The organism is Bacteroides sp. HMSC067B03 (genome assembly GCF_001811315.1).
GTDB classification, from domain to species: domain Bacteria; phylum Bacteroidota; class Bacteroidia; order Bacteroidales; family Bacteroidaceae; genus Bacteroides; species Bacteroides faecis.
On record NZ_KV804368.1, the window covers coordinates 36,371 to 60,063 of the forward strand.

At 38.2% G+C, this 23,693-nt stretch carries 35 protein-coding genes and 1 tRNA gene; 3 read left to right on the forward strand and 33 right to left on the reverse strand.

Annotated elements, in window-relative coordinates; translation table 11 throughout:
* Positions 1-22: 22 nt before the first annotated feature.
* From HMPREF2794_RS14015 to HMPREF2794_RS14145, 27 genes are all read right to left on the reverse strand, one after another.
* Positions 23-2,761 (reverse strand): hypothetical protein, encoded by a 2,739-nt coding sequence (locus HMPREF2794_RS14015; protein ID WP_070751713.1) that lies wholly within the window; start codon positions 2,759-2,761, stop codon positions 23-25.
* 2 nt (positions 2,762-2,763) lie between these two features.
* Positions 2,764-3,405, reverse strand: coding sequence for a hypothetical protein (locus HMPREF2794_RS14020; protein ID WP_139147260.1), 642 nt, complete (start codon positions 3,403-3,405; stop codon positions 2,764-2,766).
* Positions 3,386-4,564, reverse strand: coding sequence for a PBSX family phage terminase large subunit (locus HMPREF2794_RS14025; protein ID WP_070751715.1), 1,179 nt, complete (start codon positions 4,562-4,564; stop codon positions 3,386-3,388). The genes HMPREF2794_RS14020 and HMPREF2794_RS14025 overlap by 20 nt, the downstream gene beginning before the upstream one ends.
* Positions 4,561-5,094: a hypothetical protein gene (locus tag HMPREF2794_RS14030; protein ID WP_070751716.1), complete on the reverse strand. Its 534-nt coding sequence runs from the start codon at positions 5,092-5,094 to the stop codon at positions 4,561-4,563. Before HMPREF2794_RS14030 ends, HMPREF2794_RS14025 begins: the two co-directional genes overlap by 4 nt.
* 57 nt (positions 5,095-5,151) lie before the next feature.
* Positions 5,152-5,694 (reverse strand): hypothetical protein, encoded by a 543-nt coding sequence (locus HMPREF2794_RS14035; protein WP_070751717.1) that lies wholly within the window; start codon positions 5,692-5,694, stop codon positions 5,152-5,154.
* Positions 5,695-5,762: 68 nt separating this feature from the next.
* The gene (locus HMPREF2794_RS14040) at positions 5,763-5,963 is read right to left on the reverse strand and encodes a hypothetical protein (protein WP_070751718.1); all 201 of its coding nucleotides are present in this window, start codon (positions 5,961-5,963) and stop codon (positions 5,763-5,765) included.
* Complete coding sequence (locus HMPREF2794_RS14045) at positions 5,956-6,465, reverse strand: hypothetical protein (protein ID WP_070751719.1); 510 nt, start codon at positions 6,463-6,465, stop codon at positions 5,956-5,958. The genes HMPREF2794_RS14040 and HMPREF2794_RS14045 overlap by 8 nt, the downstream gene beginning before the upstream one ends.
* Before the next feature lie 319 nt (positions 6,466-6,784).
* Entirely contained in the window at positions 6,785-7,087 is a 303-nt protein-coding gene (locus tag HMPREF2794_RS14055; RefSeq protein ID WP_070751721.1) for an STAS-like domain-containing protein, read from the reverse strand.
* A 1-nt stretch (position 7,088) separates the two neighbouring features.
* Positions 7,089-7,955 carry a hypothetical protein gene (locus tag HMPREF2794_RS14060; protein WP_070751722.1) on the reverse strand — a complete coding sequence of 289 codons (867 nt, stop codon included), beginning with the start codon at positions 7,953-7,955 and terminating at the stop codon, positions 7,089-7,091.
* Between the two features lie 209 nt (positions 7,956-8,164).
* Positions 8,165-8,416, reverse strand: a complete 252-nt coding sequence (locus HMPREF2794_RS14065; protein WP_070751723.1) for a hypothetical protein — start codon at positions 8,414-8,416, stop codon at positions 8,165-8,167.
* Positions 8,417-8,471: 55 nt separating this feature from the next.
* A complete protein-coding gene (locus HMPREF2794_RS14070) occupies positions 8,472-8,657 on the reverse strand; it encodes a hypothetical protein (protein ID WP_070751724.1) in 186 nt (61 codons plus the stop codon).
* A 68-nt stretch (positions 8,658-8,725) separates the two neighbouring features.
* Positions 8,726-9,061, reverse strand: coding sequence for a hypothetical protein (locus HMPREF2794_RS14075; RefSeq protein WP_070751725.1), 336 nt, complete (start codon positions 9,059-9,061; stop codon positions 8,726-8,728).
* Between the two features lie 90 nt (positions 9,062-9,151).
* The gene (locus HMPREF2794_RS14080) at positions 9,152-9,778 is read right to left on the reverse strand and encodes a DUF6633 family protein (protein WP_225629864.1); all 627 of its coding nucleotides are present in this window, start codon (positions 9,776-9,778) and stop codon (positions 9,152-9,154) included.
* Positions 9,702-10,331: a hypothetical protein gene (locus tag HMPREF2794_RS14085; RefSeq protein ID WP_246839609.1), complete on the reverse strand. Its 630-nt coding sequence runs from the start codon at positions 10,329-10,331 to the stop codon at positions 9,702-9,704. The genes HMPREF2794_RS14080 and HMPREF2794_RS14085 overlap by 77 nt, the downstream gene beginning before the upstream one ends.
* A gap of 262 nt (positions 10,332-10,593) precedes the next feature.
* On the reverse strand, positions 10,594-10,998 hold the full coding sequence (locus HMPREF2794_RS14090) for a hypothetical protein (RefSeq protein WP_070751727.1): 405 nt from the start codon (positions 10,996-10,998) through the stop codon (positions 10,594-10,596).
* Between the two features lie 15 nt (positions 10,999-11,013).
* The gene (locus HMPREF2794_RS29935; protein ID WP_070751728.1) at positions 11,014-11,307 is read right to left on the reverse strand and encodes an HNH endonuclease; all 294 of its coding nucleotides are present in this window, start codon (positions 11,305-11,307) and stop codon (positions 11,014-11,016) included.
* Between the two features lie 378 nt (positions 11,308-11,685).
* The gene (locus HMPREF2794_RS29940; RefSeq protein WP_083312084.1) at positions 11,686-11,949 is read right to left on the reverse strand and encodes an HNH endonuclease; all 264 of its coding nucleotides are present in this window, start codon (positions 11,947-11,949) and stop codon (positions 11,686-11,688) included.
* On the reverse strand, positions 11,888-12,718 hold the full coding sequence (locus HMPREF2794_RS14100; RefSeq protein WP_070751729.1) for a hypothetical protein: 831 nt from the start codon (positions 12,716-12,718) through the stop codon (positions 11,888-11,890). Before HMPREF2794_RS14100 ends, HMPREF2794_RS29940 begins: the two co-directional genes overlap by 62 nt.
* Positions 12,719-12,869: 151 nt before the next feature.
* Complete coding sequence (locus tag HMPREF2794_RS14105; RefSeq protein WP_070751730.1) at positions 12,870-14,015, reverse strand: PD-(D/E)XK nuclease-like domain-containing protein; 1,146 nt, start codon at positions 14,013-14,015, stop codon at positions 12,870-12,872.
* Positions 14,012-14,470, reverse strand: coding sequence for a hypothetical protein (locus HMPREF2794_RS14110; RefSeq protein WP_139147262.1), 459 nt, complete (start codon positions 14,468-14,470; stop codon positions 14,012-14,014). The genes HMPREF2794_RS14105 and HMPREF2794_RS14110 overlap by 4 nt, the downstream gene beginning before the upstream one ends.
* 136 nt (positions 14,471-14,606) lie before the next feature.
* Positions 14,607-14,930 carry a hypothetical protein gene (locus tag HMPREF2794_RS14115; protein WP_070751732.1) on the reverse strand — a complete coding sequence of 108 codons (324 nt, stop codon included), beginning with the start codon at positions 14,928-14,930 and terminating at the stop codon, positions 14,607-14,609.
* 216 nt (positions 14,931-15,146) lie between these two features.
* Entirely contained in the window at positions 15,147-15,527 is a 381-nt protein-coding gene (locus HMPREF2794_RS14125) for a helix-turn-helix transcriptional regulator (protein WP_070751734.1), read from the reverse strand.
* Positions 15,527-15,742, reverse strand: a complete 216-nt coding sequence (locus tag HMPREF2794_RS14130; protein WP_055219836.1) for a hypothetical protein — start codon at positions 15,740-15,742, stop codon at positions 15,527-15,529. The genes HMPREF2794_RS14125 and HMPREF2794_RS14130 overlap by 1 nt, the downstream gene beginning before the upstream one ends.
* 26 nt (positions 15,743-15,768) lie before the next feature.
* Positions 15,769-15,883, reverse strand: a tRNA-OTHER gene (locus HMPREF2794_RS28975).
* Between the two features lie 118 nt (positions 15,884-16,001).
* Positions 16,002-16,376, reverse strand: a complete 375-nt coding sequence (locus HMPREF2794_RS14135) for a hypothetical protein (RefSeq protein ID WP_139147263.1) — start codon at positions 16,374-16,376, stop codon at positions 16,002-16,004.
* A gap of 355 nt (positions 16,377-16,731) precedes the next feature.
* On the reverse strand, positions 16,732-17,013 hold the full coding sequence (locus HMPREF2794_RS14140; RefSeq protein ID WP_139147264.1) for a hypothetical protein: 282 nt from the start codon (positions 17,011-17,013) through the stop codon (positions 16,732-16,734).
* Positions 17,014-17,090: 77 nt separating this feature from the next.
* The gene (locus HMPREF2794_RS14145; protein ID WP_070751737.1) at positions 17,091-17,348 is read right to left on the reverse strand and encodes a hypothetical protein; all 258 of its coding nucleotides are present in this window, start codon (positions 17,346-17,348) and stop codon (positions 17,091-17,093) included.
* 163 nt (positions 17,349-17,511) lie between these two features.
* Here HMPREF2794_RS14145 and HMPREF2794_RS14150 point away from each other — a divergent pair, with 163 nt between their 5' ends.
* The 3 genes from HMPREF2794_RS14150 to HMPREF2794_RS14160 are packed head-to-tail and all read left to right on the forward strand — an operon-like array spanning position 17,512 to position 19,361.
* Positions 17,512-18,210, forward strand: a complete 699-nt coding sequence (locus HMPREF2794_RS14150; protein ID WP_083312085.1) for a LexA family transcriptional regulator — start codon at positions 17,512-17,514, stop codon at positions 18,208-18,210.
* 2 nt (positions 18,211-18,212) lie between these two features.
* The gene (locus HMPREF2794_RS14155) at positions 18,213-18,836 is read left to right on the forward strand and encodes an HNH endonuclease (RefSeq protein ID WP_070751738.1); all 624 of its coding nucleotides are present in this window, start codon (positions 18,213-18,215) and stop codon (positions 18,834-18,836) included.
* Between the two features lie 15 nt (positions 18,837-18,851).
* Complete coding sequence (locus tag HMPREF2794_RS14160; RefSeq protein WP_070751739.1) at positions 18,852-19,361, forward strand: hypothetical protein; 510 nt, start codon at positions 18,852-18,854, stop codon at positions 19,359-19,361.
* 72 nt (positions 19,362-19,433) lie between these two features.
* Here HMPREF2794_RS14160 and HMPREF2794_RS14165 read toward each other — a convergent pair whose 3' ends face one another.
* The 6 genes from HMPREF2794_RS14165 to HMPREF2794_RS14190 form a co-directional block, all read right to left on the reverse strand.
* Positions 19,434-20,678: a tyrosine-type recombinase/integrase gene (locus tag HMPREF2794_RS14165; protein WP_070751740.1), complete on the reverse strand. Its 1,245-nt coding sequence runs from the start codon at positions 20,676-20,678 to the stop codon at positions 19,434-19,436.
* A gap of 134 nt (positions 20,679-20,812) precedes the next feature.
* Complete coding sequence (locus HMPREF2794_RS14170; RefSeq protein WP_070751741.1) at positions 20,813-21,394, reverse strand: Maf-like protein; 582 nt, start codon at positions 21,392-21,394, stop codon at positions 20,813-20,815.
* A 23-nt stretch (positions 21,395-21,417) separates the two neighbouring features.
* Complete coding sequence (locus tag HMPREF2794_RS14175) at positions 21,418-21,939, reverse strand: KdsC family phosphatase (protein ID WP_010538908.1); 522 nt, start codon at positions 21,937-21,939, stop codon at positions 21,418-21,420.
* Positions 21,920-22,714 carry a Rossmann-like and DUF2520 domain-containing protein gene (locus HMPREF2794_RS14180; protein ID WP_010538909.1) on the reverse strand — a complete coding sequence of 265 codons (795 nt, stop codon included), beginning with the start codon at positions 22,712-22,714 and terminating at the stop codon, positions 21,920-21,922. Before HMPREF2794_RS14180 ends, HMPREF2794_RS14175 begins: the two co-directional genes overlap by 20 nt.
* Before the next feature lie 7 nt (positions 22,715-22,721).
* Complete coding sequence (locus HMPREF2794_RS14185) at positions 22,722-23,057, reverse strand: hypothetical protein (RefSeq protein WP_010538910.1); 336 nt, start codon at positions 23,055-23,057, stop codon at positions 22,722-22,724.
* 2 nt (positions 23,058-23,059) lie between these two features.
* Positions 23,060-23,596: a nitroreductase family protein gene (locus HMPREF2794_RS14190; protein WP_010538911.1), complete on the reverse strand. Its 537-nt coding sequence runs from the start codon at positions 23,594-23,596 to the stop codon at positions 23,060-23,062.
* Positions 23,597-23,693 lie beyond the last annotated feature (97 nt).

The window sequence follows — 23,693 nt, forward strand, 5'->3', positions numbered from 1 at the left end:
AAGTTTAGTATATCACTGAATATCATGGTAGCTTTATAATTGCGTCACTATGACCATTAGAACACATACACGACCCCGAATCAAAGTCGTACCCCATTACGGCGTTACCCTGCAAAACAATATCCCCTTCTTGGCTTAAGTTCCGGGATAACACGGCATTGTCGTACATCCGGATTTTAACTCCATTAACTATCAGTGTAGCGGACCCATAAGGAACTACGATTCGCGGGGTGGGGACGTACTCTAGTAATAGCCTAGAACTAGGAACATCGGCGGGCGTAGTGTTAGCCGTAGGCGATTTTCCTATGATCCACCCTAACAAGGCTGTTTTGATGTTGCTAGTAGGAACATCCGGAGTAAACTTTGTAACTGCGTCTAATGTCCTAAAATAGTACTGATACGCGCCAAAAGGTGGAACGTTCGAAATAGCAGAGGCGTTTATCGGTCTTTTAAGACGTACCCATGACAGAGAGGACGCTTTAAGATCTTCGTAGGTTTTGCCAGCGTCGGCTGATCCACCCGATAAGGTCCCTTGTTCCCAATAATCCGGAGTAAGAAGGGTATCACTAGGGTCCTTCCGATCCAGCTCGTTCGTAATATACCGGGATTTCTTAAACTCGGTGACGTACCGAACTTCTGCCAATGGTATGTCGGAATCTTCTATATATCCCGTACCACCTGCGGCTTCGGATTTTTTCAAGATAACCCCCACGAAAGCAGCCCTACTCGGATTAACGATCCATGACTGTGACCAATTAGATGTACCAAGATATGTACCATCGGAAGCATACACATAGCATTTAAACCAATATCCCGAATTACATGATACCTTTTCGCCAAAGTCTATAGGTATAACTCTTTTAAGCCTTCTACGGTCGACGTCGGTCGGACCCGGGGAAGGATTTTTAGCAGCTTCCCACCCTTGTGGTATTAAGTTTTCGTTTATACTTCCCTTTTCCCACTCATTAATATCGAAATAACGCTTTTCGTATTTCTGTCCGATCACTTGAACATCGCCTCTCACCGTTACGCCCGCACCTACGTATCCGCTACCGGAGATTATCGGATACTTTGTGTAGTCCGAACTTTGTATAAAAAGACCTTTAGAAATGAACTCTTTGACGGTTATAGCAGAGTCGTCCTCTTTCCGGAAGGATGCAACAAAGTACGGGTACTCATCTTTCAGCGTTGTTACATCTGTCTCGTAGGTTTTAGCGATAAAAGCGTCATCTAGATACAATACCGCTTTCATCCGGTAATTAGAAGGAAGAGATGGAAAAACGGCGCCTCTAGTAGACAGCGGTCTTTTAATTCTCACCCTATTAGGGTCAGCGATTTTATAAATCTCATAGCTACCGGAGGAACCTACATTATATCCACCTTGCTCAATGATATCACCGTCTAACTGAATATATACGTGAGCCTCAGTAAGACGGGCGGTATTATCTAGATTCTCCGGTCTGCTGATAACTCCTGTTAACTCATTTGCAGGGGCTAAACTAAACAGGTCGTAGTGTCCTTGCAAATGACTACTGCGTGACGTTCTTCCTGCTATCGCTTTCCCTATATGCTCCTGCGCGTACGAGAAATCTATGTTTTCGTACGTATCGCCTAGAACTTTGTTGTGGGTAAACATTGCTTTCGGAACAATACAGTTTCGTAAAATCAATCGATGTTCACCTGTTAGTGTAGTTCCGAATGTATCATCATCTACTCTTAGCAAAGGACAATCATAAGCCGAGATGAATGCGTCCCGGTATTGATTACTTCTGAAAGAATCTGCTAGATACTTGGTATACTCTAGATGTTCTACGTTTCTGAATGTTCCATAAGGTTTATAGTCCTGTCGGTCTGTTTTCGTGTACATAGTCGTGTTGATCAGCCCGCCAGCCAAGAACCGAAGCTGCGTAACGTTCAAGCCGAAGTTATCCGTAGGCATTATAAATTCGGAACCGTCCATAACATAAACGCCGGATGCAGATTCGGGGCGTAGGTCCATGAGAAGGGAACCGCTAATGTGACCGATTACTCTAGCACCGGAAGCCTCTAATTCTGCCGGAGTTAACGTAGGATTTCTTGCGTAGGCTACCATACACGTGTTATATACCGGGTGCGATAGTTTATACAATGCGGATGTTGCCGTTTCGCTTTCTCCTGCATAGGCGAATCCGGATGGCGAATCATTATAATAAGCCCAATATATTCGCGCATTAAATCCCTGCGGAACATAGATATGCGTATCTTTTCCTATTCTAAGAACGGCGGTGTTCCGTACAAAATTGTCGGCGTCTACGCGCATCGTAGCACTGGTAAATAATGTCCCTTTTGGCGCGTCTTGATTAAATCGTCCCTGCTCAAACGGGAATGCTTTCGTATTTGTAGCAGGACCGCAAACACAGTCCATAAAAATACCTATAAAGCTGTCCCGCACAATCATGTCACACTTGGAGTCTGCCGAAAAAGCTCTAATACTGATTTGTCCCGGAATTTTAGTATTTCCGCTAAACTCCGTTATTCCATCGGTGTGAACCGGATTCGAACCGGAATTGAAATTTCCTATAAAAGCATTATCTTTTATACGGATATCCGGGCGACTGGAGATATCTCCGCCCGCTATCCAGCATTCGCCATCCTGTGAAAGTTGTTCTTCGGAGGCTATCTTTCCTCCTATATTCCCTTTTGGGATGAAGCCGCCAAGAGAGTAAACGTCTCTCTCGGCTACTATGAACCCCGCTGAATTAATTGAGTATTTCTTTCCCATGATTATTTAGTTTTAGATTTTTGTTTCTCTACTTCATCATGTCTCTTGCTGATCGCTAGAATAGCATCTGAGTAGTTTATCTTCTTCGCATCTTCGAATGAGCAGTTAAACAGTTCGGATGTGATCTGTACCATTCCTAGCACACTTTTAGCTTCTGTGATTGGATTCGATTCACCGGAACCACCTCCCCCCGGTAACAGTACACGTTCCAGCTCGTCAGCCTGTCCGATCTGCTCTACAATGTACTTCGTCAGTTTCACCATATCAGCAACAGTTTCTGGTACATATCCCCCAGTCCATCCGCTAATACGTTCTAATACTGTTTCAGCTCTGCGTGCTTCGATCATCTGCCAGAGAGTTACATCTTCAACTGATGGACACGTATAAATGATCTGTCCATTACGTGTTACCCAGCGGGAAGGTATTAAGTATTCCGACATATAATGCAGAAGTGCGGCTTCATCTTGCGAAAGACTCTCCACAGCATCCGGTTTTAGGTTCGCTATACGCCGTAATTGCATCAAGCGTTGATATCTACTTGTCAAACGAACAAACGTCTTCCATAACCAACGAAATGGGGTAAATAGGCGATATATCTGATATCGCACATATCCCCGAAAGGTTTTAATTTCGCTTTTCTTCATCTTTTCTTTGTTTCTTGCCGGGACGATACTTGGCGATCAGAAACTCAGTCGCGTATCGTATAGCGTCCATAGCGTGATTATTTTCGTCTACTGCCTCGTTCGTATCATAGAGTCCGGTCATCTTGTCAAATACATACGAGTAATTATCTGCTTCGTCCTGTATGCCTCGACTACCTTGTACAATGTGCATTTTAAACTGTTTCACTTGTGAAATACCTGCCATGATTGATCCTTTTCCCTTTATACATGGAAATATGCGGCATCCCAAACGAGAAATCTCAGCAATACTCTTCGCCTCTTGATTATCCGCAATAGTGGTAACTTTATGTAGCCCATTCTTGCGCAAGACATTCGCAATATCCCAATTCAACAGCCCTGTAGAGTATGCGATCTCTTGAACATAAAGATCATCTTTATCGAAGCCAACTTTTACAATCACCGTAGGATCACCAGAGAAACCGAAGTCAAGACCAAGACACCATTTACAATTCGCAGGAAACTCCGGCACAATATCATATTCAGGATATACCAGTCCTTCGGTTCCTCCTGTTTCACCAAGTCCGAAGATTCGCCACCAGTTTTCATCAGCCTTATTTCTCTCAATCTCTTCGATCTGCTCCGGTGTCAAATATGGATTATCCTTGTAGGTGCTGACGATTTCCACCATGCCGGGACCCTTGAAATAGTCGTGTGCCCAAAACTTCTTAACCGGATTAAAGTCTACATACAGCATCAAACGAGTACGAACCGCCATTTGCCGGAATACTTCTTTCGGGACCCTCTGTGCTTCGTTTACAAACAGGATATCACGTGCAGGACCAAATACTTTCGCAGCATTCTCACAACCGAAAAACTCTATCTGTGATCCATTAGGAAAAGTGTAAGTCATTTCGGTTAAATTCATTGCCTTGCCATTCCAAAGACCTTCATCTTGCAACATACGTTTGAAATCGCGAAACATACCACGTTTCACTCCCGGCATTGTATCAGTTACACACGATATGAGCAAAGGAGCTTCTGACTTCTCGGCAATAAGAAAAAGCAACTGTAACATGCTCCACGTTTTAGAAGATCGAGTACCACCCCGTGAAGATACTCCACGAATCACCGGATTTACCGTGGCTTCTAATAGCCTGTCAAAAACATAGGTCGTTTTCATTGTCCAGAGTCTTCTGTTTCCCCCTCTCCTTTCATCTTCCGTTTCTGCGATAGTGTGGAGAGCTTCTTAATATTACTAACCGATTCTTCTTTCAATACTTCGACCTTCAATGTTACTCCTTCCGTCTTCACATCGGTTCCAGTTTGTTTATTACGCCAACGATCAGGAGATATATTTGTAAGCAAGAATATAGCAGCACCAACATTCGCCTCTACATTCTTCACTGTTACTATTTTCTTCTTTACTTTCTTCCCTTCATATTCGGTTTTAGTTTCCTCAAATTCATATCCGCAAGCAGCTTTTGACAGAGATTCAACTAACCTCTGCTCTAGCTTCTCCTTAAACTCATTTTTCCCTTTTTTTATAGCATCCGCAAAATCCGCATTTTCAAGCCAACGATAGTATGTTTGAGAGTCTATGCCGAAATGAGCGCAAAAGTCTTTCAACCTCGCACCGCCATGCTCCATTAGCCCATTTTCAGCCACCCATTTAGAGCACATTTCAGTCATTTCCTTTAAATTGTACGCCATGCTATAATCAGTTTTATATCAATAGCAAATTTACCCGATATCACTCTTACAGCCATGTCAAATTGTATCAAGTACAGATTTACGGCGTTCTTCATCGTATATCGTATTACACAGCTTGTATTTTAACGAAATGCTCTCCATCCATTCATTAGGGTCTTGTGCAGTTCTTTCTTCTTCCACGTACTTCCAAACTCTCGTGGCACGCTCCCACCGGAACAAAGCCTTCTTTAAATTCTGGTAGTGATTAATCCTGTAGACCTGATTTGTATATGAGGCATAAAAATCCTTCTTCACCTTGTCCAAGCCATCCGCTTTACTCTCCCAATCATTATGACTCCCTATCACAGGATCAATAAAAGCCAGCTCTTTGAGGGGGGCTTGCTCTTTTCTTCCATTCCTCAATCCTTTCACGAATTTCTTTAAACCTTCAAAGTTCTTTGTAATATCTACTCCGTTGACATATCCGTTCCCATACCGATCCTTAATGCACCTTACCCCTATCTGCATTAAATATGAATATACTACAAAGGCATGGACATTTAACATTACCCCGATTTCACGTACATTCACCCACGTTTTTTCATTAATTTTTCTCTCCATACACGATAATTTAAAAAGTAAATAGTATATTTGCTACATCATCGTGTTGATTAGGGAGAACAAAGCTTTTACACCCTGCTAGTTCTCCCTAATTTTTTTACTCTCTTCTTACTTCTAAGATTTTCCCGGTCAATCTTTCTTCCCCACATCATCGAGTTATACAGGGAGACAGCATATAAAAAAAGTTCCTCACTACTTGCAAGGAACTCTACTTTTGTAGCTTCTTTTATTGAATCAGCATACAAACTTTGATTTATGTGATTATCCATTTGGTTTCTTCTTTTCTCTCAATTGTATTCTAAGATTCTGATTGAACAATCTAACTTTCTCTCTAACGAACAGATATCGTTTTTTTAGCTTTATGGCATCCTCCTTTGAATTACATTCTCCTCCTTCAATAGTAAAGTATCTACCATCTCCCTGCTCTTCCATAACATGGTATTTATCTTTCCTACGTCTAATACGAATATTCCCTACCATGAGCCCCCTTTCTTCCATCTCCTTACGCATAGCTATTAACTTCTCTCGATAAGTTGATTTACTAGAAACTTCACCTTCTGAAAGTTCCTTTTTTAGAAGATTGCCAACTACGATACCACTAATAGCCAACTTCAACTGGATTGCCTGACCTTCCAAGTCATCATCTTCCACCGTGTATTCTGTACCTTTGAGCTTATTCCATTGTTCTTCTGATAACTTTCCACCAGCAAGGAACATGAGAGTAGAGACATCTTCTCGCTCTAACTCTATTTTTACTGTTACTTTTTCCATATTTCTATATTGTTTTTAATCTCATTAATAGCATTATTTTATCCCATAATATTAGAAAAGCATTCCAATAATCTTGAAAGCTGAAATAGTACCAACTCATTTGTATATACCATATAAGCAAATACACAAAAAATAGTGTAGTCCACAATGGAATAAATAACCAACGAAGTATTAGTCTTATTTTATTCATGATTGTTCAATTTTAAATTTCAAACGAATAAATTAACTCTTGATAGAACTAAAATGTATTTGGAAAAATAAAAAAGGTTGTGTCAATGTTTTGACACAACCTCCTCGTATACTATTTTTCAAAAGATATTCAATCTTTTTTCATAACAATATTTTCATAATCTGCAAAGTACTTCCGTATTCTTTGAACCTGCGCTTTAGTTATGCTTTTAAAAAGAAAAACTTTCTTTGTCTTTTCAACTCCATACGATGCAATAAGTTCCCCAAAGGATGTATTCATAAATACAGTTGGCACAGATTCGACCTCGCACATATTTAAAATAAGGGTTTCCCCATTATCTATAGCCTCTTTTGCTATTTTAAATAATAACACACCTGCTTCTGGATATTGATTATCCTTCAGTATGTCTTTTAATAATACTACATTTTTCATATCAAATCATTATATCGTCCAACATTTCTTCAAATGTATCTATACATATATCAAAAAAGACCAAAGTCCCTTGAAAATTATAATCTATTAGATACTGTTTTACATTATTCTTAGCATTTGTACAAAATACAACGCCACTATTACTCACCATTCTTAACATACCATCCTCAGAAAGATTGGATGTGACATTATCCAGTCCAAAACCTTTGTTGTGCGTTTGAGATTTTGCAGAAACACCTATTTCCAAAGATTGTCTTATAGCTTCCGCATCATTCTCATAATTATATCCAGCTCTTTTTAATGTAAACGGAATACCTACGCCAAAGTCACAAGCAGCAACATGAATCATGTGCTTTTCCTCATCATAACTAATATAAGAGAATGCATTCTCGTTGGATTCTGAATGATCCGCAATATTGTTATATATTTCATCCAATGAAGTCTGAAGTCCTGTTAAGTCATATCCATCAAAACATGTTCTGCGGAAAAAGGTTGTAACACTTATGCTATATCCCTGAGCTCTATTTTTTACGACTTTCCACAAATTTAATATAGAACTGTTGTCAGACTCAATATGTTCACTGCTAGAGTTATCAAAATACAAATGAAATTTAAGCTCTTCTTTCAAAAAATCTACTATTTCAGCTCTAGCGTTAACTATTATATTAAATTTTAACCGATGCAAATGTTCGCATAGACATGCTAGTAATACAATATGTACTGGAGTAAATTCCTCCTTTTTTATATTACAGAAATTTAATTCTACAGTACGGTCAAGTGATAATTTTGGTATTTGAGTATGAATAGAATTTATCTGTTCTATCCAGTATTCTCTTCTACTATTATCTAATGTATAACTCAGGCTCATATCATTTACATAAATTACATAACACTACGCAAATATACTTATTTATTTGGTTATATTGTCTACATTACATTTTTTATTGTCGTTCCGTTTACCCATTTCACAAAATTATCCCAAACCATCTTGAAACAATCAATAATATATCTGAAATAAGTGTGACGGTGATTACTACACTTGTTTTAATGTCATATTAGCTCCTTTCTGATTTGTTATTAGTCAATTATCAAAATTTCACGATATGCAATGTCTATCTCATTCGTCTTCTCATTCTCATATTGTGCTTTCCACATTTTACCATTATAGAGAGCTGACGGTTGAGAACGAGTATAATCCATGAGTATTTCAAAATCAAGTCTACTCATCACTGCATGAGTATCATCAATTAGTATCAGGTAGGTTGGCGGCTGTTGCCAACACATCCCATAAGGATGCGTCATCGGTGGAATAATATTATCTTTATTCATTATTATTATTGATTTGAGCCATACAGAAGTTGAACACCTCCTGTATGGCAAAGTATTAGTCAACAACAAATTCGGTTATATTGGGAACGGCTTGAATACCCTCCATCACTTCTACGCTTGTAGGAGTCACAATTGCAGTTACATGAGGATGGTAATTTTCACACAGGTACTTAATCAATGGCTTAGCCGCCTCTTCTAGTTCTTCCAATTTCTTTTTGTTTTCTTGAGTATTAGTTTCCATATACAATTAATTTGGGTTTTACAAAGCCCTCCCAAGGCTAGTTGATTTGTTTCTATTTTTTCTTGTTATTAGTTAATTACTTTTGCCAACTTATTAAAAGCTTTCTCTTTATCAAACTTAATCCCATCTTTGAACTCTAATATCAACTGCCAAAGTTGTTTTTTGTAAACATCACCTGCTTTATAGTCAGTTTTATAATGACATTCCTGCGGGGTAGTCATTTCCTTAAATGTATTCATCGCATTAAGATATGTAGCTCCCCATTCTGTGAGTTCTACACTAACGGTGTCATTCAAATCTATTTCTATTAACTTACAAATCTCTATTTTGTGAGTTTCTTCCTTTGCAACAAGAGCAGCATGTAAGCTCTCTATCTGACCTTTTAGAATATCGATTTCACTCATATTTTTGCAGTTTTGATCGTCTCCCCGATATCAGGAAAACGTTTTGGTTATTAAATAAAAAAATAGCGATCTGATAGACCACTATGTTAATCATACTTGGGGATATTTTAATTTCTCAATAGCTTCTTTGTCTCCGTTGGCAGCACGTCTCTTAGTCTCCAAATACCAAGTATAGGGATTATACCCTTTGGGGATTGTATATCCGGCAGGCAATTCCCGTCTAGCTAATGCTTCCTCATTAATCTTTCGCTTTTCACATCGATCAATTTCTTTCTGTCTCTCTGGAATAAACTCTTTGAAAAAAGCATTTCCAATCCTTCGGGCATCAAATTGAGAAAAAGAGTTATCGTATCTTCCGGACTTGTATCGAGAAAAAAACAGCATTAGTTCTGATAACTTGTATATCTGAACAGACGACGCAAATGTCTGAGCAAATATTCCGATTCCTTGTGCTACCCCTTCGTCTTTACAAGAACTAGACCCAAATAATGCCAGTACTTGTGCATAAATCCACATTTCCGCATTGCCGTCTCCATAAACTTCGTCATACTTCTGAATCGTGGGACAATTTGAAAAATATGCTTTTTCAGGATTATGAGCTACATAAGCCCAATTTGTCGGAGAAAAGACACGCTCAATATCAGAAGGGTCTTTCCACTTCGTTAACCAAGCCTTGCTCTCTACGCTGACGCTCGGTAATGAATTGCTGCAAGGCATGGTCATTTGCTTCCTGCTTGCTTGTACAAGGTTTCTGATTGTTTCCATACTTTTTTTGTTTTAGCCATTCTTGATAATCACGTTCAGTACCAGAGAATACGACTCCAGTCCAATTAGATTCTATAGCTCGCTCTATTTGTCGGATAGCGAACTCTTCTTCAAATTTACCCAGCTTGTTTAATGAAATCTGCAAAGCATAATTTAGCTTTCCTTTCCATTTTGGAGTTTTCACAAGTTCCGTCCATGCCGACATAAATGCTATCGAAGTAAAAGGGTAAACTAAAGGCTTCGCATCTCCTTCTTTTTTCCTAGATCGCTTAGGCTTCTCGGGTGGGGTGCTCTCGTGCGTATGCGCGAGACTCTCTTCTTGTTTTATGTTTATATTATCTATAATAGGTGGAATTTGCGTTTCATCCTCAATATTTGCGGATGATATTGCGGATGATGTATTTTTATCATCCTCATTTTTTGCGGATGATGTTGCGAATGATATTGCGGATGATGTTGCGGATGATGTTGCGGATGATAGTAAATCATCACTGATACTTTTCATGAATGAATAATAACATCCTATGCGTTTGTCTTTACTGGATCGAAAATGAATAAGACCAGCGTTAGATAAACACTCCCTCGACTTGCGAAGAGTATTATCAGACATATCTAAATTCCCACAAAGAATATTACTACGAACGAAAAACACATCCTTCCACTTCATATCATTACAAATCGCTACAAGCTCATGATATAAAGCTTGCGCTGCTGTAGTAAGGTAAGTATCATCACGCACCTTTCGAAGCTTGGAAATTAGTTGATAACTATTCATTGATGTCTAATTGTGGTTTATTATAAGCCCCTCTTTTGATGTTTTCTTTGAGATAATTAATACATCTATCCACATCGTAAAAATCTATTTCTATCAATCTTTCTTTGAATAACTTATATTCTAGCCCAACAGCTTCGAGGTTAATTCTGATATTCATATCTTCGTCCAAAAACCTTTCATATACTTTATAACTTACTTCTCTCATGTCTTCCAAAGTAAGAAAAGACTTCTCATCGATAAAAAGAAATTCAGGATTTGGAATATTATAGGCTTTTATATATTTAAAAAAAATATCAACAGCCCAAACATTATCACCTATAGTAGGAACAAAATCCATGTTAAATGGAAAGATCAAAAACAACTTTCCATTTGCATACAAGTTAAATTCTACATTCATAACTAATATTCTTATTCATAAACGGAAATATCTATTTGCAGCACATTCATCAAAAGACTTCACACGCTCTATAAGACGCTTCTGCCTCTGTCTGAATGCTAAGTTATTATCGTACCTATTATGGCATTCTCTGCACAATCCTACGATGTTCTGAGGATTGGTATAATGTTCTGGATACATGCTCTTAGGAACCAAATGCGCAGCATCTACTGCTGGCTTGCCACATATTACACAAAAGGGGGAAAGCGACTGCTTTATTTTAGCAACCTCCCTGTTTCTCTGAGCTTGTTTACTACTTACCTGTTTCATATCTAATATTTATAGGTTTCTAATTAAAAGCCCCGAAGCATATTCTCCGGGGCATTACAACAACTTTTCAGCTACTTCATAGAAACACTTATAGGTTTTTCGGCGTCTTTCCGTCGTGTATAGCCACATCATTTGGCAGCCCGTAAACTTATATAAGTTTGTTTGTCTCTACTTCTGCTTCGACCATCCTAAAGGCTTGTGGAAATGGACGGATTCGAACCATCGACCTCCGCTTGTGGTGCTCTCCCGTTAAGCTAAGAATCAACTTGAGAGAATCGAACTCTCAACCTTCCACCACACACGGCGCTCTATCCACTGAGCTACATCCCCATGTTTGCCCGTCATATCTTCACAGACCGGACGAGCAGGTTAACAAAGTTATTTACCATGTTTCATTCTATGGCAGTCCTCACATAGAGTTTCAAGGCAATACAAGAAGTCTAATTCATGCCCTACTATAGAATATCCAGCTACGTCATAGGTCTTGTGATGAATCTCCAAATTGTATGTCTTACCACACATTTGGCATTTGTGCCCGTCACGGATTCGGACCTTGCGTTTTACTTCCTCCCAATAAGGATTATTCCTCAGACTCTTCCGGTATTTCGTCGGTCTCCCCTTCTTGTGTGCTAGTCTCGTCATTTTCCTCCTCCTTTCTCCACGGACTTTCCTCGATTGGAACTCGATGCCATTCGTGGCGTTCAATAGGAACTATTTCACCGTTATCCTCATTCACGAAATCTTCAATCCATTGCTCCAGCCATACATCTTGACCATCTTCCTCCCATACCTCGATTATATCCTCTCCTTCTCCGAATTGGCGGACATTCTTACGAGTATCTTTAAAATCAACGTTTGGCAGTTCATATCCCAATTCTTTGAATGCCTCTTGATTTTTTTCTCCGGAATTAAACAGATCGTTGTATTCATGCTTCGGAATTTCTTGAACTAATGCCAGACGAAAAGCGTCATTCACCCATGAGTAATACAAGTAATACCCCATAACCGGAATGCGGAAAGTATCGATCATCTTCAAAGGATAATCCTTCACACCTTTCTTTGCAAGGTTTACAAGGTCTTTAAACTGAGTATTTAAAGCTGAAATCTTTGCCTCAAATTCTTTCTTCTCGGTATTGAACTTTGCTTTCAATGCTTCGAACTGTGCTTCAAGTTCCGGCATCTGTTCCTCGGCAATCTCACCATAATTCGCACGGATAGTTGATATTTCATAATCATCCATCACCCGGTTAGCGATTACATCTTTCTCCTGAATGGTAACGAAACTCTCAGCAAGCTTCTTCTTTACATCGTCCATAGAGACACAATCAGAGAAAATCACTTCGGGAAATTTCACGGTGGTAGGGAGCTTAAATTTAAGTTCCTCCGGTACATAGTCTTTTAAATCAATCATTGTTTCTTAGTATTTAATTTCTTAAGCATTTTTTTGCACCTTCTACATAAATCCTGATCGGGAGATGTTTTAGGAGCATATTTCTCTATTTTATCAGAGCATTGTCTAAGTAGGCGCTCTATCGTTTGAATATCCGTTTGGCATAATTCCATTATTCAAAATCATCAATAGCCACCGGATGAAGCATCTTTTGACTCCATTCCGGGAGCTGCATATCAATAATACCTCTAGCTCCTTCTTCGGCTTTAGCGTCATATCCGGGAAACCATTTCTTATCGAAACAGTCTTTTACGATTGAGAGAGCATATCTATATTTATACTTACCATTTGCCAAATCATCGGGCGACCAGAAGAGAACAGCGACATCGTATGGTTCAACCGTCTGTAACATGATCATGATTGTTACATTAAAGTTTCGTCCAGTAACGCTACTCATAACCTCTTGGTACATTCCTTCTGAAAGCTCATATTTGAGCTTGGCACAATCATAGTAGAACTTGCCGAGATCGTCGGCACGTGTGGTCTTAAAGGAAATAACTGCGTTTACACCGATATTTTCCTCTACATTGAAATAATCCGGTCGGACCCTTACATTAAGTCCCGTTTCTTCATCCTTGCCATAGAACGATACTTCTGAGTATGCACCTTTCAAAAGCTGCTTGATGATGCCGCCACCATACCAATAATAGTTTCTTTCAAGAGCTTTAATTATCATACTCATTTCATCACTGATAAACGAGTATCCCAAATCAATGCACTTCTGTTTCTTATTATCACGAAAGTCTTTCAGATCACAGAAATTCCACCTTTCAGAAGGTATTTCTTCTTCGACATCTGGAACATAATTCTTATCATTCTGGAGCAATTCATTATAGAACTTAATCATTCCAAGCACGCCTTCTTTAGATGATTGGTTACACTTAGGTTCTACTTTGACAAGCTCGAATAAACGTGGTTCCAAAAATGCCATGTGGGCAAATGTCCCTAACTGAAAACAAGGTTTTTCTTTCTCTTCAAATGTCCTTTCGTAATCATAATAAAAGGATCGTGGAGTTTTAAGAGCATTTTTCAAATTGGAAGAGGAAATATGATCGCTTTTCAAATACATCTCCATAGGATCACGCTTTACTACTCCGTTAACGCTCAATTCCTTCAAATCAATATTAACAGGTGGCTTATTGCAATTCAAAGAGATAAAATCAAGCATCTCCTCTTTGGTGGGATAATCTTCCGGATTATAAGCAGAAGGGTTGAGTTCTTCCCCTTCTGCGCAATCGTCCAAATTAAAATCTATCATCCGGCAACAGGCAAGTTAACACGCAAAGGTTTTACAGACCAATTATCTGACTGGAAGTTATTCGTTTTGTTCTTACGCTTGCCCATGTAGGTTATTTTAAGAGGCATGCCACTTTTAAGTGATCCGTTCTCAATATACTGTTCAAGAATACCAACCAATCTACGAGAGCCATTTGTAACCGTCTGCACCGTACCATCTGCTGATTTCTCTAAGAAAGTAGCACAATCCAAATCTATTAATTCATCCGGACTAGTAGCACTCAATACCTTTTGAGGTTTGATTTCTACAAAGTACATTTTTCTAAATTCACCCGGTTTCTCTGGTGTCCAATAGTTTCCGCAAAGGTCAATCGGTAATTCTTGCGCATCTTCCAAAGAAGGAAGATCATTTTTACTTAGGTCTGCTGCTTGAATCACAAATGAGGATTCTCGTTCTCTAATAGCTAAATCGTCCATATTCATTATAATTAAAATAGTTAATAAAATAGTTCCCGGATACCGAACCAACGGACACCGGGATAATTCAAAACTTAAATAGCGGACTGGATACCGCACGGAGTCCTTTACTCCATGATTAGGATTAAACTATAAATTATTGATCTATAATCTCCCTCATTTCAGCTTTTGCCAATGGAGATAACATTTGCATATAATTACATTTGAATGCTGCGGATTCAAGTTCTAACACATCATACCGCACACTAGAACGAAGTTTACCATCTGCATCCTTATACCTTTTTACTATACCTTGTTTTACCCATTTTGTTACATTCCCTTTTCCGTATGAAATATGAGCTTGATTCTGTGATATAAATTTAGGTTCCTTGAAAGAATTTATTCGTTCTTCTTTGCGACCAATACCTCTTGCATAATCTATTAGATTTAATATAAATTCTTCGGGCATAGTCCTTTTCATAATTCCTCCTTTCTAAATAGTGGTTTAAATATTGGCTTAAGGATATAGTTATAGAACCAAATAGAGTATATAATACCTATTATATTAATTGTATAATTCCAATCATTTGTTTCCTGATCTATATCGTTAAAAGTGAGTATACAAGGAGCTGCTAAAATATTAAGCAGAACAATGTTTAATATCAACTTTCTCATAAACTTTATTTTTGGATTAATACTAGATGATATAAAATGAATCACAGTCCTTTCTACTTCTAGTTGCTCGTACCGAAGTCCTTGCATTAGATCGTACCCTACAACGTCTCATGTCCATTTGATAATCCGGTGTAACAGCTATTACCACAAACCACACAGAGAAAAATAACTCAATACCGTGCTTCCTAATCTCCTTCAAATCAAAGTTTCTTTTAGTCCTATCACATAACAGGAATAAAGTAAGCTCTACGTTATTGTTAATGCCTAACTTCTTATGAATATCCCTAATCTGTGCCTTTATTGTCCATATTGACTTTTGGAGCAATTCAGCTATTTCAGAAGGAGTATGCCCTTTTGCAACTTCATGTGCTACTTGATACTCACATTGAGTTAAGGGTTCCATCACGATATCCTTTTAATATTAAAAAACCTTGTTTTACCTATAAAGTATTTATCTCCAACGGTCTCTATTTCAATACCTTTCCGTCTTAGTCGATAACGAGCAGAACTCATAACACGATCATAATTACTATCTAAAACTCTAGCTGGTTCATTTATAGATAGCTTACTAATTGAATCTACCCAATCTCCTGTTATTGTCTTTATCCTTTTTGCCATAAGATTAATTATTTGATTATTATTAGTGGATAAGCCCGGATTCGAACCGGGAATGTAAATTCAAGAGCCTCACTGAATGGTTACAGAATGTCTGGCTTACAATCTTACTCTACTAAGCGTTACCAATTCCGCCACTTATCCAATTAAAAAGGTGCGCTATTCTCACGAACGGCACACCCTACAACACAAACACAAAATAAAACACGACAAAACAACTCAATACATCTCGATAGATGTATAAGCCCTAAGATTATTGTTACTAGTCAATTAATTTAAAAAAACAATTCCATCTGTCAATACCAAAGTTATTCCACTCATGATATTTGTGCCCTTTAATATCGGTTATACAATTATCATTTTCAGAAATGTATATATCTCCTTCTAAATAAGCTATTTCACCATCTCCATCATCCATTATTACTGTTTTTATACAAAGAAATTTTTGTCCTTTCTTTATTTCCATAATATTTCCCCCTAATTTATTTGGAGTCCCTTTGATCCATTCGTAAACCTCATTGGCGACATCTTCAATGTTGCCGCCAATTTGAGGTCTACATACAACTAATTTCATACACCACTTGCGCAATCTCATATCATTGCGCTTTCTAAAATACCGAACTACTTTTTTTATCATAATCATATCAATTAAAGTTAGTGCCCGCGATACCTTCTACGGATTCTCCCACGTATCGAGACGCGACGGGCTATATGTTGAATCACTTAGATAGCGTTATAGCTCGCCTAACCTGCTATATGCTTACTGATAAAGACTTTTCGGACTTCCAAGTGATATATGTAACTAATTCGAACCTTCAACCGATCACGGCATTCCTGCTACGGTTGAATTTCTTTTCGTATGAACCAATATGTCAAAGAACTATTTAATTTAGTAGTACTTGCGTAGAATATTCTCTACGTCTACGCAAGCTTTTTTATAAATCCGCCCGACTGGTTTCCCTTTTAGGGATTTCCATATTGTTATACTAAACCTATTGCTTATCTGAGTTTTGTTTAATGAAATCGTAAATAGGTTTAAGCATCTTCTTAGCCTCTTTTACAGTAGGAGACAAACTACCCCGTGTATAGATATGAAAGTCAAACTCCCTTTTCTTAGAAAACTCCCACCTATCTTGATAAGCATAAAACTGAACGGAATTAACATGGGGAGATACTTCGATAAATATCTGGGACCCGTTCTCTTTCGAAAAGTTCATGCTATCTATGATAGCCTTCTGAACTAATCCCATTACGCTGTAATTCTTCTTTTTCATAATCGTATATTAATATTATTTTAGTTCTTTGTACATCAGTCTTACGATAGTAAAAGTGATCAATAGAATAATGCTCATTATCTCCAAGAACTATCGTAGTTAGCATACTTATTGGCGAAAAACGCTTTCAACACATTACCCTGTTTAGACTCAATCGCTTTCGGCTTCAATGATTCTACATATTCATCCATAGCCAAACGAGCGTCCACCCAAGAAGTACGCAAGGCAGATTTAAGAGAATAACCGTACTGGCGTACATATACCCAAGCTCTCTGCATGATGGCTTTCATATTATATTTGCCGTTCTTTACTAGTTCATAATCTCTATTTCTCATTGCCTTACCTATTTTTAGTTATGTAAATAATTTGGTTTTATCGCACAATATTCGCACCTTTGCAGTGTTGATTGATTGATTGACATTGCAAAGATATCATCTTCTTGCGATATATCGCTATTTATCGCAAGATTTTATCGCTATAATAACAATAATTAACATTATGAATAAAATCAATATCGCATCTTTAAGGAAGTCACTAAAACTTAGACAAAAAGATTTCGGAGAGAAAATAGGCATTAAGCAAGCCTATTTATCAGAAATAGAAAGCGGCAAAAAACCTCTAACAGAGGAACTTTACAACAACATTGTAAACGTTTTCGGTATAGAAAAAGTATCTGAGTATTTTGTATCCAACGAAGCTAGCGATAATATTGCTAAAGCAAACATAAGCGAAGCAATACCACTCAACCAAAGCCATATTATAAACGTACCATTAGTGAGCCAATACGCACAAGCAGGATACCTATGCGGATATCAAGATGCCGCATACATGGAAACTCTCCCAACCATACCATTTATTATAGACCACGAAGCCAAAGGAAACTATGTAGCTTTTGAAGTAAGGGGAGATAGTATGAATGACGGAACCGAAGAAAGTTACTTAGAAGGTGACAGATTATTATGTAGAGAAATATATTCCCAATACTGGGTAGAATCAAAGCTACATTATACTAAATGGGATTTCGTTATTGTACATGAAGAAGGAATACTCGTAAAGAGAATCATAGATCATAATATGGATAATCATACAATCACAATACATTCTTTAAATAGTATGTATCCTGACCGAGTGATTGATCTAGCAGAAGTAAAGCAGATTTTTAACGTTATAGAATTACAAAGACCTAGAAGAAGATAAGTATGGGAGCATGGTTAATCATATTTATATTTATTGCAATACTTGCTCAAATATATACCTGTAATAGATATTCGGTAATAAAGCGCAAATTTGATAGGCTAACAAATCAATATAACACTATCTTTAAAGAGAATGAAGAAAATAAGAAATACGTAGGCTTCTTAGATAAAGCTGTATCGGAAGCTAAATATTTCCGGGCAAAATATAATGAATGCAGCTCAGAACTCACTATGAGTCAGATTGAAAGCAAAAATTTATTGGAAAAGTTGCGAGAAGCTAATACACAACTTCAATACGAAAGAAATAAAGAACAGATCGAGAAAGACAAAATAAAAGCTAAATTGCTAGAAAAGAAAAAGAAAAGAGAAATAGAAAAATTAGCTCTCCAAGAGCTTATAGATGAAGGCGAGATATTTCCAGAAGCAAACAAACGTCCTCCAATACCAAAAGATGTTGTAGATACTGTTTGGAATAGAGATGGAGGAAAATGCGTTTATTGTGGATCGAATGAAAATTTGCACTTAGATCATATTATTCCTTTCTCTAAAGGTGGGGATACAAGCGTTGAGAATTTACAATTACTTTGCCAAAAATGTAATCTTGAAAAATCAAATAAAATCGGATAATTAAAAAACTAGCTTATGAAAAAGATCATTTTATTAGTATGTGTAATCACTGCACTTTGTTCATGTGGGAAATCAAATGAAGACAAAGCAAGAGAGCTTATCGAAGCCAAACTAAAAACTACGATGAATGACTGGGATAGTTACGAGTTTGTAGAAATGTCTAAAGTAGATTCTACCTTTACATTTTTCATGGATACAGAAGAAGCTAAAACAATCAAGGACCAGATAGCAGAAACTAAAGATCAAATAATGAAATATGATGTTTGGAAAGACTATCCCATACTTTACGGAAAAAGGACTAAAATAATGGCAGATAGTATTCCGATACTGGAGCAGATTAGAGATAGCCTACAAAATATATACGATACAAAAGATAAAACATATAAGGGTGATTTCAATGGTTATATTGTCAAGTTTACATGCAGAGGAAATAATAAAATGGGAAGTAAGGTCATAAATTCCACGATATATTATTTCGATAAGGATTTAACAAAGATCACGAATCAACATTCATTGGATGATTAGCCATATTCACCACAATGGAAGTAGAAAATATACCACTCATTAAAATTAGCCCGTCTAAAAAACGGGCTATTTTTATTCTCCCAATACGTAATCTATAACTTTTCTATTATTACGATCTATAATACTCCAATCTTTCTTTATATAGGTGTCGGTGACATCATGACCCGATTTATGATTCAAACACATGGCGACATCATCCAAAGATATACCACAATCATTTCGGGCAATAGTAGCCCATGAATGGCGCGCTGCATAAAGAGTCAAATCTGGTATTCCTAATTCATCTCCTACTTTTTTCAAATGAGCATTAACCTTATGAACAAACTGTTTATGTGTAGAATATCTTACAAAAAAGTTAAACGCACGATCTCCTAATGAATCTTTATATCTCTCTAAATACGGCAATAACTCAGGTTCAACCTTAATTGAGATAAAAGCCCGGTCATCACGTCTGTTCATAGTTTTTCTACGTTCATATTCTAATCGTCCATTATTAGGCACACCCACATAGTACATATCTACAGAGTTCATTCCAACCATGATAAAAGACATAATAAACACATCTCTAGCTAGCATTACTCCCGTCATATTATCGGGAACACGATAAGATTTTATTGCCCGTATTTGTTCAACGGTTAACGAACGCTTTCTAGTTATTGGATTTTTCGGAATCTTATATTTTGCAAATGGATTGTTAGCAATACGTATGACTCCTAAATCTTCATCATTATACTCCAATTTAGCCCTATTAAATATAGCCTGTATTTTAGAAGTATACAACCGGACTCCCGAATCAGAAATGTTCCCGATACCACGTTTTGAATGCAAACCTCTCAAATATTCATCATACTTCATCAATACGGATGAAGTTATATCAGAAAACTGTAAATTCCTGTTGCCTATAAATTCCTCAAACTTATGCACAGCAATACGATAGTTTTCCCCAGTTCTCTTACCTTCTTTCAGCATCTTCTCAGCAAAAGAATAGCCAAAATCAAAAAAATTCACCCCATCAGGTTTATTCGCAAGTTTCTCCTTCATCAACTCACACAATCCCTTTGCAGAATACAGTTCTATCGTGTGTCCTAACTTGGATAGCTCCTCCCTGATTTTTAGGACGTCTATCATTAACTGATCATAAATAGGATTATTTCGTTCTTTCAACTCGAAAGTCTTTTTATTAATCAGATCAATACCAACATAATGAGAAGTTGCAATATAAGCAGACTTCCTATCATGCGTAATTCTAATCTTGACATTCCAAGTATTATCTTCTCTTTTTTGATGTTTAAGAACTATAATCTTTACTGTAGGCATCGTTGTAAAACAGTTATTTTCAAATTTCGTTTTTCGTAAAACGTTCGTAAAACATTTGCGCAAATATAGCAAATTAAATTAGAAATGCTATAGTTGCGCAAAAGTAATAATAACAATACATTAGATGTATACAGCTATAAATCTTTGAGTTCCTTATATAATTTCTGTATGGGGAGTCCCATTATATTGTAGAAGCTGCCGGAAATAGACTTTACCCCTATATATCCGATCCATTCCTGCACCCCATAAGCTCCCGCTTTATCCATAGGCTGATACTTATCCACATAATACTGAATTTCTTCTTCGGACAAGGCATCAAATTCCACATCAGATGCAGCTGTAAAACTCTTCTGCCATTCAGTGGTCGTGAGACAAACGCCGGTAAAAACCTGATGCGATTTACCGGATAAAGAACGAAGCATTTCAACGGCTCCTTCCCTGCCTTCCGGCTTTCCAAGTACTTTTCCATCCAGCCAGACAATGGTATCTGCCGTAATCAGCAGTTCTCCCGGTTGCATAATGGCCCGGTAAGCGTCTGCCTTTTCACGGGAAATATATGCCGGTATCTCAGCGCCGGACAGATCGGCAGGATATGATTCGTCCACATCCGGCAATGTTCTGACCACATAGTCTACCCCCAAGCCTGACATCAATTCTTTCCGACGGGGAGAGTTGGAGGCTAATATAATCTGATACTTATCTAAATTTTCAAGCATGTTTTCAGTTACAATTTAGTTATTTACCAACCGAAGGCATCTTCTGCCATCCATTTACCATGAGCTTTCAACACTTGCTCCACCACATCACGACCGCAACCACGACCGCCATCTGCATAAGATATATACTTTGCAACCGACTTTACCTCCGGAACAGCATCTTTAGGACAACAAGGCAGCCCGCACTCACACATCACTTCCATATCTGGTACATCATCACCCATATAGAGTATTTCGTCATCAGACAAGCCGTATTTATCACGGAAGTCACGGTAATCATGGATTTTAACGGCAGAGCCCATATACAAATCCTTTACTCCTAATGCTGCAAAACGGATACGTACCGCTTCTGTCCTCCCACCGGTAATGATAGCAATATGAAGCCCTTTCTTTACCGCCAGTTGGATGGCATAGCCGTCTTTGATATTTACTGTACGCATCGGTTCTCCGGAAGGATGCAGCGGAACTGTTGTCGAACTCAGGACCCCGTCCACATCAAAAGCCAGCGCTTTGATACGGGATAGATCATAATTGATGGTGCTCATGGATACTTTTACTCATTAATTTATAAATTTCCTGCAATGCCGGAGTGTCTTCCAGCATAGAAAGATGTTTATTGATCACATTCTCGTCGTAACGTACAGCCGGTCCGGTCTGCGCATCACAAGGAGGCAGTTCATGTACTTTACGTGCCGTCTCGTCAATCAGAGGAAGCATCACATCAAAAGGCAAATGATACTTTTCCAGCAGTTCGGCAGCGAGGGCATACATGTGATTCGTAAAGTTACAAGTAAAGACCGCAGCCAGATGAAGGCTCCTGCGCTGCTCGGAATCGGCTTCGTACACCTTTTCAGAGAGCGTACCGGCAACAGCTTTCAACAATTCGACGTCCTCCGGCCTTTTGGCCTCAATAAAGAAAGGTACTTCCCGAAAGTCAACCGCCCGTTGTTTGCTAAATGTCTGCATGGGATAAAATACTCCGTAACGCTCCGCATAACCTTCCCAAATGTTCATCGGGATACTGCCTGCTGTATGTACCAACAGTGCATGTTGTTTCCCTTCAGTTATTTGAGGCAAAAGTTCTACGAAAGCGGCATCTTTCAATGAAATAATATATAATCTTGCTTCTTTCGAAACCTCCTTTAAGTCGGTAATATATTCTGCTTCTACCTCATCGGCCAGGGTACGTGCCGATTCCTCTGTCCGACTGTATACCTGCACAATACGGAATCCTTTCCTGTAAAGTGCTTTTGCCAGATTAGTCGCCAGATTTCCGGCACCGAGAAACACAATAGGTGTATCTTCTATACTTCTTTTCATTGTTTCTTCAACGTTTTGAGACCCAAAATAAAATAATTCCGATGATCAATAATGCCAGTGGCAACAGATAGCCGGACAATGAACCCAGCAATGACATCACCAGACCGATATTCATCACCAACCAAAGTCCCAACAGCACAAAACCAACCGACTTATCGCGTTTGAATATCAAAAAACAAATAGAGGCATACAACAATAAATTGTCCTTATTCATCACCCAAGACAAACCGATAGAGGCGAAAGGAAGTAGTTTATTGATCAGAAAAAGAGTTCCGATGACAATAAAGGTGACGGCAGTTGCCTTATAAGTATCTTTATTATTATTGGCTTTGACAGCTCCCATCGTTATTTTCCTCCGAACTTATTGATATGAATTTTCTCCCATTGGAGATGTTCTTCGTTGAATGGTTTACGTTCCATCCCTTTATGCCCGATAGCAATTACGGAAAGAATCTGAAGCTGTAAAGGAATATCCAGAATTCCATGAATAAATTCATCTGAAGGCATTCCTGTTGCGGTGAAACGCTCGCGAACCTGCACCCAGCAGCTGCCCAATCCTAAATCTTCCGCCTGCAACTGTATCATGATGGAAGCAATAGAAGCATCTTCAATCCAGACATCACTCGCCAACGGATCTGCCATCACGACAATAGCCAAAGCAGCGTCTGCGATGAAAGAAGAGGCCTGTTCCTTGCAATGAGACAGTTCTTTCAGCATTTCTTTATCATCGACTACTACAAACTGCCAGCTATTACTGCGCTTGGAGCTAGGTGACATCAAGGCAGCCTTCATCAAAGCTACGACCTCATCCTGAGTCAACTCCTCATCAGTAAATTTGCGCATACTACGGCGATTCTTTATCAGTTCACTGAAATTTTCCATATTATTTCCGTTTTCATTTAATTTATGTATGCAAAGATAACGCAAACCAACCGTAATCAGAAATGAAATTGTATCTTTGCACTGAGAAATATATTCA

Coding starts and splice junctions, on each gene's coding strand:
- HMPREF2794_RS14015 (WP_070751713.1), bottom strand. CDS start 2,761: ATGGGAAAGAAATACTCAATTAATTCAGCGGGGTTCATAGTAGCCGAG.
- HMPREF2794_RS14020 (WP_139147260.1), bottom strand. CDS start 3,405: ATGAAGAAAAGCGAAATTAAAACCTTTCGGGGATATGTGCGATATCAG.
- HMPREF2794_RS14025 (WP_070751715.1), bottom strand. CDS start 4,564: ATGAAAACGACCTATGTTTTTGACAGGCTATTAGAAGCCACGGTAAAT.
- HMPREF2794_RS14030 (WP_070751716.1), bottom strand. CDS start 5,094: ATGGCGTACAATTTAAAGGAAATGACTGAAATGTGCTCTAAATGGGTG.
- HMPREF2794_RS14035 (WP_070751717.1), bottom strand. CDS start 5,694: ATGGAGAGAAAAATTAATGAAAAAACGTGGGTGAATGTACGTGAAATC.
- HMPREF2794_RS14040 (WP_070751718.1), bottom strand. CDS start 5,963: ATGGATAATCACATAAATCAAAGTTTGTATGCTGATTCAATAAAAGAA.
- HMPREF2794_RS14045 (WP_070751719.1), bottom strand. CDS start 6,465: ATGGAAAAAGTAACAGTAAAAATAGAGTTAGAGCGAGAAGATGTCTCT.
- HMPREF2794_RS14055 (WP_070751721.1), bottom strand. CDS start 7,087: ATGAAAAATGTAGTATTATTAAAAGACATACTGAAGGATAATCAATAT.
- HMPREF2794_RS14060 (WP_070751722.1), bottom strand. CDS start 7,955: ATGAGCCTGAGTTATACATTAGATAATAGTAGAAGAGAATACTGGATA.
- HMPREF2794_RS14065 (WP_070751723.1), bottom strand. CDS start 8,416: ATGAATAAAGATAATATTATTCCACCGATGACGCATCCTTATGGGATG.
- HMPREF2794_RS14070 (WP_070751724.1), bottom strand. CDS start 8,657: ATGGAAACTAATACTCAAGAAAACAAAAAGAAATTGGAAGAACTAGAA.
- HMPREF2794_RS14075 (WP_070751725.1), bottom strand. CDS start 9,061: ATGAGTGAAATCGATATTCTAAAAGGTCAGATAGAGAGCTTACATGCT.
- HMPREF2794_RS14080 (WP_225629864.1), bottom strand. CDS start 9,778: ATGCCTTGCAGCAATTCATTACCGAGCGTCAGCGTAGAGAGCAAGGCT.
- HMPREF2794_RS14085 (WP_246839609.1), bottom strand. CDS start 10,331: ATGAAAAGTATCAGTGATGATTTACTATCATCCGCAACATCATCCGCA.
- HMPREF2794_RS14090 (WP_070751727.1), bottom strand. CDS start 10,998: ATGAATGTAGAATTTAACTTGTATGCAAATGGAAAGTTGTTTTTGATC.
- HMPREF2794_RS29935 (WP_070751728.1), bottom strand. CDS start 11,307: ATGAAACAGGTAAGTAGTAAACAAGCTCAGAGAAACAGGGAGGTTGCT.
- HMPREF2794_RS29940 (WP_083312084.1), bottom strand. CDS start 11,949: ATGACGAGACTAGCACACAAGAAGGGGAGACCGACGAAATACCGGAAG.
- HMPREF2794_RS14100 (WP_070751729.1), bottom strand. CDS start 12,718: ATGATTGATTTAAAAGACTATGTACCGGAGGAACTTAAATTTAAGCTC.
- HMPREF2794_RS14105 (WP_070751730.1), bottom strand. CDS start 14,015: ATGATAGATTTTAATTTGGACGATTGCGCAGAAGGGGAAGAACTCAAC.
- HMPREF2794_RS14110 (WP_139147262.1), bottom strand. CDS start 14,470: ATGGACGATTTAGCTATTAGAGAACGAGAATCCTCATTTGTGATTCAA.
- HMPREF2794_RS14115 (WP_070751732.1), bottom strand. CDS start 14,930: ATGAAAAGGACTATGCCCGAAGAATTTATATTAAATCTAATAGATTAT.
- HMPREF2794_RS14125 (WP_070751734.1), bottom strand. CDS start 15,527: ATGGAACCCTTAACTCAATGTGAGTATCAAGTAGCACATGAAGTTGCA.
- HMPREF2794_RS14130 (WP_055219836.1), bottom strand. CDS start 15,742: ATGGCAAAAAGGATAAAGACAATAACAGGAGATTGGGTAGATTCAATT.
- HMPREF2794_RS14135 (WP_139147263.1), bottom strand. CDS start 16,376: ATGATAAAAAAAGTAGTTCGGTATTTTAGAAAGCGCAATGATATGAGA.
- HMPREF2794_RS14140 (WP_139147264.1), bottom strand. CDS start 17,013: ATGAAAAAGAAGAATTACAGCGTAATGGGATTAGTTCAGAAGGCTATC.
- HMPREF2794_RS14145 (WP_070751737.1), bottom strand. CDS start 17,348: ATGAGAAATAGAGATTATGAACTAGTAAAGAACGGCAAATATAATATG.
- HMPREF2794_RS14150 (WP_083312085.1), top strand. CDS start 17,512: ATGAATAAAATCAATATCGCATCTTTAAGGAAGTCACTAAAACTTAGA.
- HMPREF2794_RS14155 (WP_070751738.1), top strand. CDS start 18,213: ATGGGAGCATGGTTAATCATATTTATATTTATTGCAATACTTGCTCAA.
- HMPREF2794_RS14160 (WP_070751739.1), top strand. CDS start 18,852: ATGAAAAAGATCATTTTATTAGTATGTGTAATCACTGCACTTTGTTCA.
- HMPREF2794_RS14165 (WP_070751740.1), bottom strand. CDS start 20,678: ATGCCTACAGTAAAGATTATAGTTCTTAAACATCAAAAAAGAGAAGAT.
- HMPREF2794_RS14170 (WP_070751741.1), bottom strand. CDS start 21,394: ATGCTTGAAAATTTAGATAAGTATCAGATTATATTAGCCTCCAACTCT.
- HMPREF2794_RS14175 (WP_010538908.1), bottom strand. CDS start 21,939: ATGAGCACCATCAATTATGATCTATCCCGTATCAAAGCGCTGGCTTTT.
- HMPREF2794_RS14180 (WP_010538909.1), bottom strand. CDS start 22,714: ATGAAAAGAAGTATAGAAGATACACCTATTGTGTTTCTCGGTGCCGGA.
- HMPREF2794_RS14185 (WP_010538910.1), bottom strand. CDS start 23,057: ATGGGAGCTGTCAAAGCCAATAATAATAAAGATACTTATAAGGCAACT.
- HMPREF2794_RS14190 (WP_010538911.1), bottom strand. CDS start 23,596: ATGGAAAATTTCAGTGAACTGATAAAGAATCGCCGTAGTATGCGCAAA.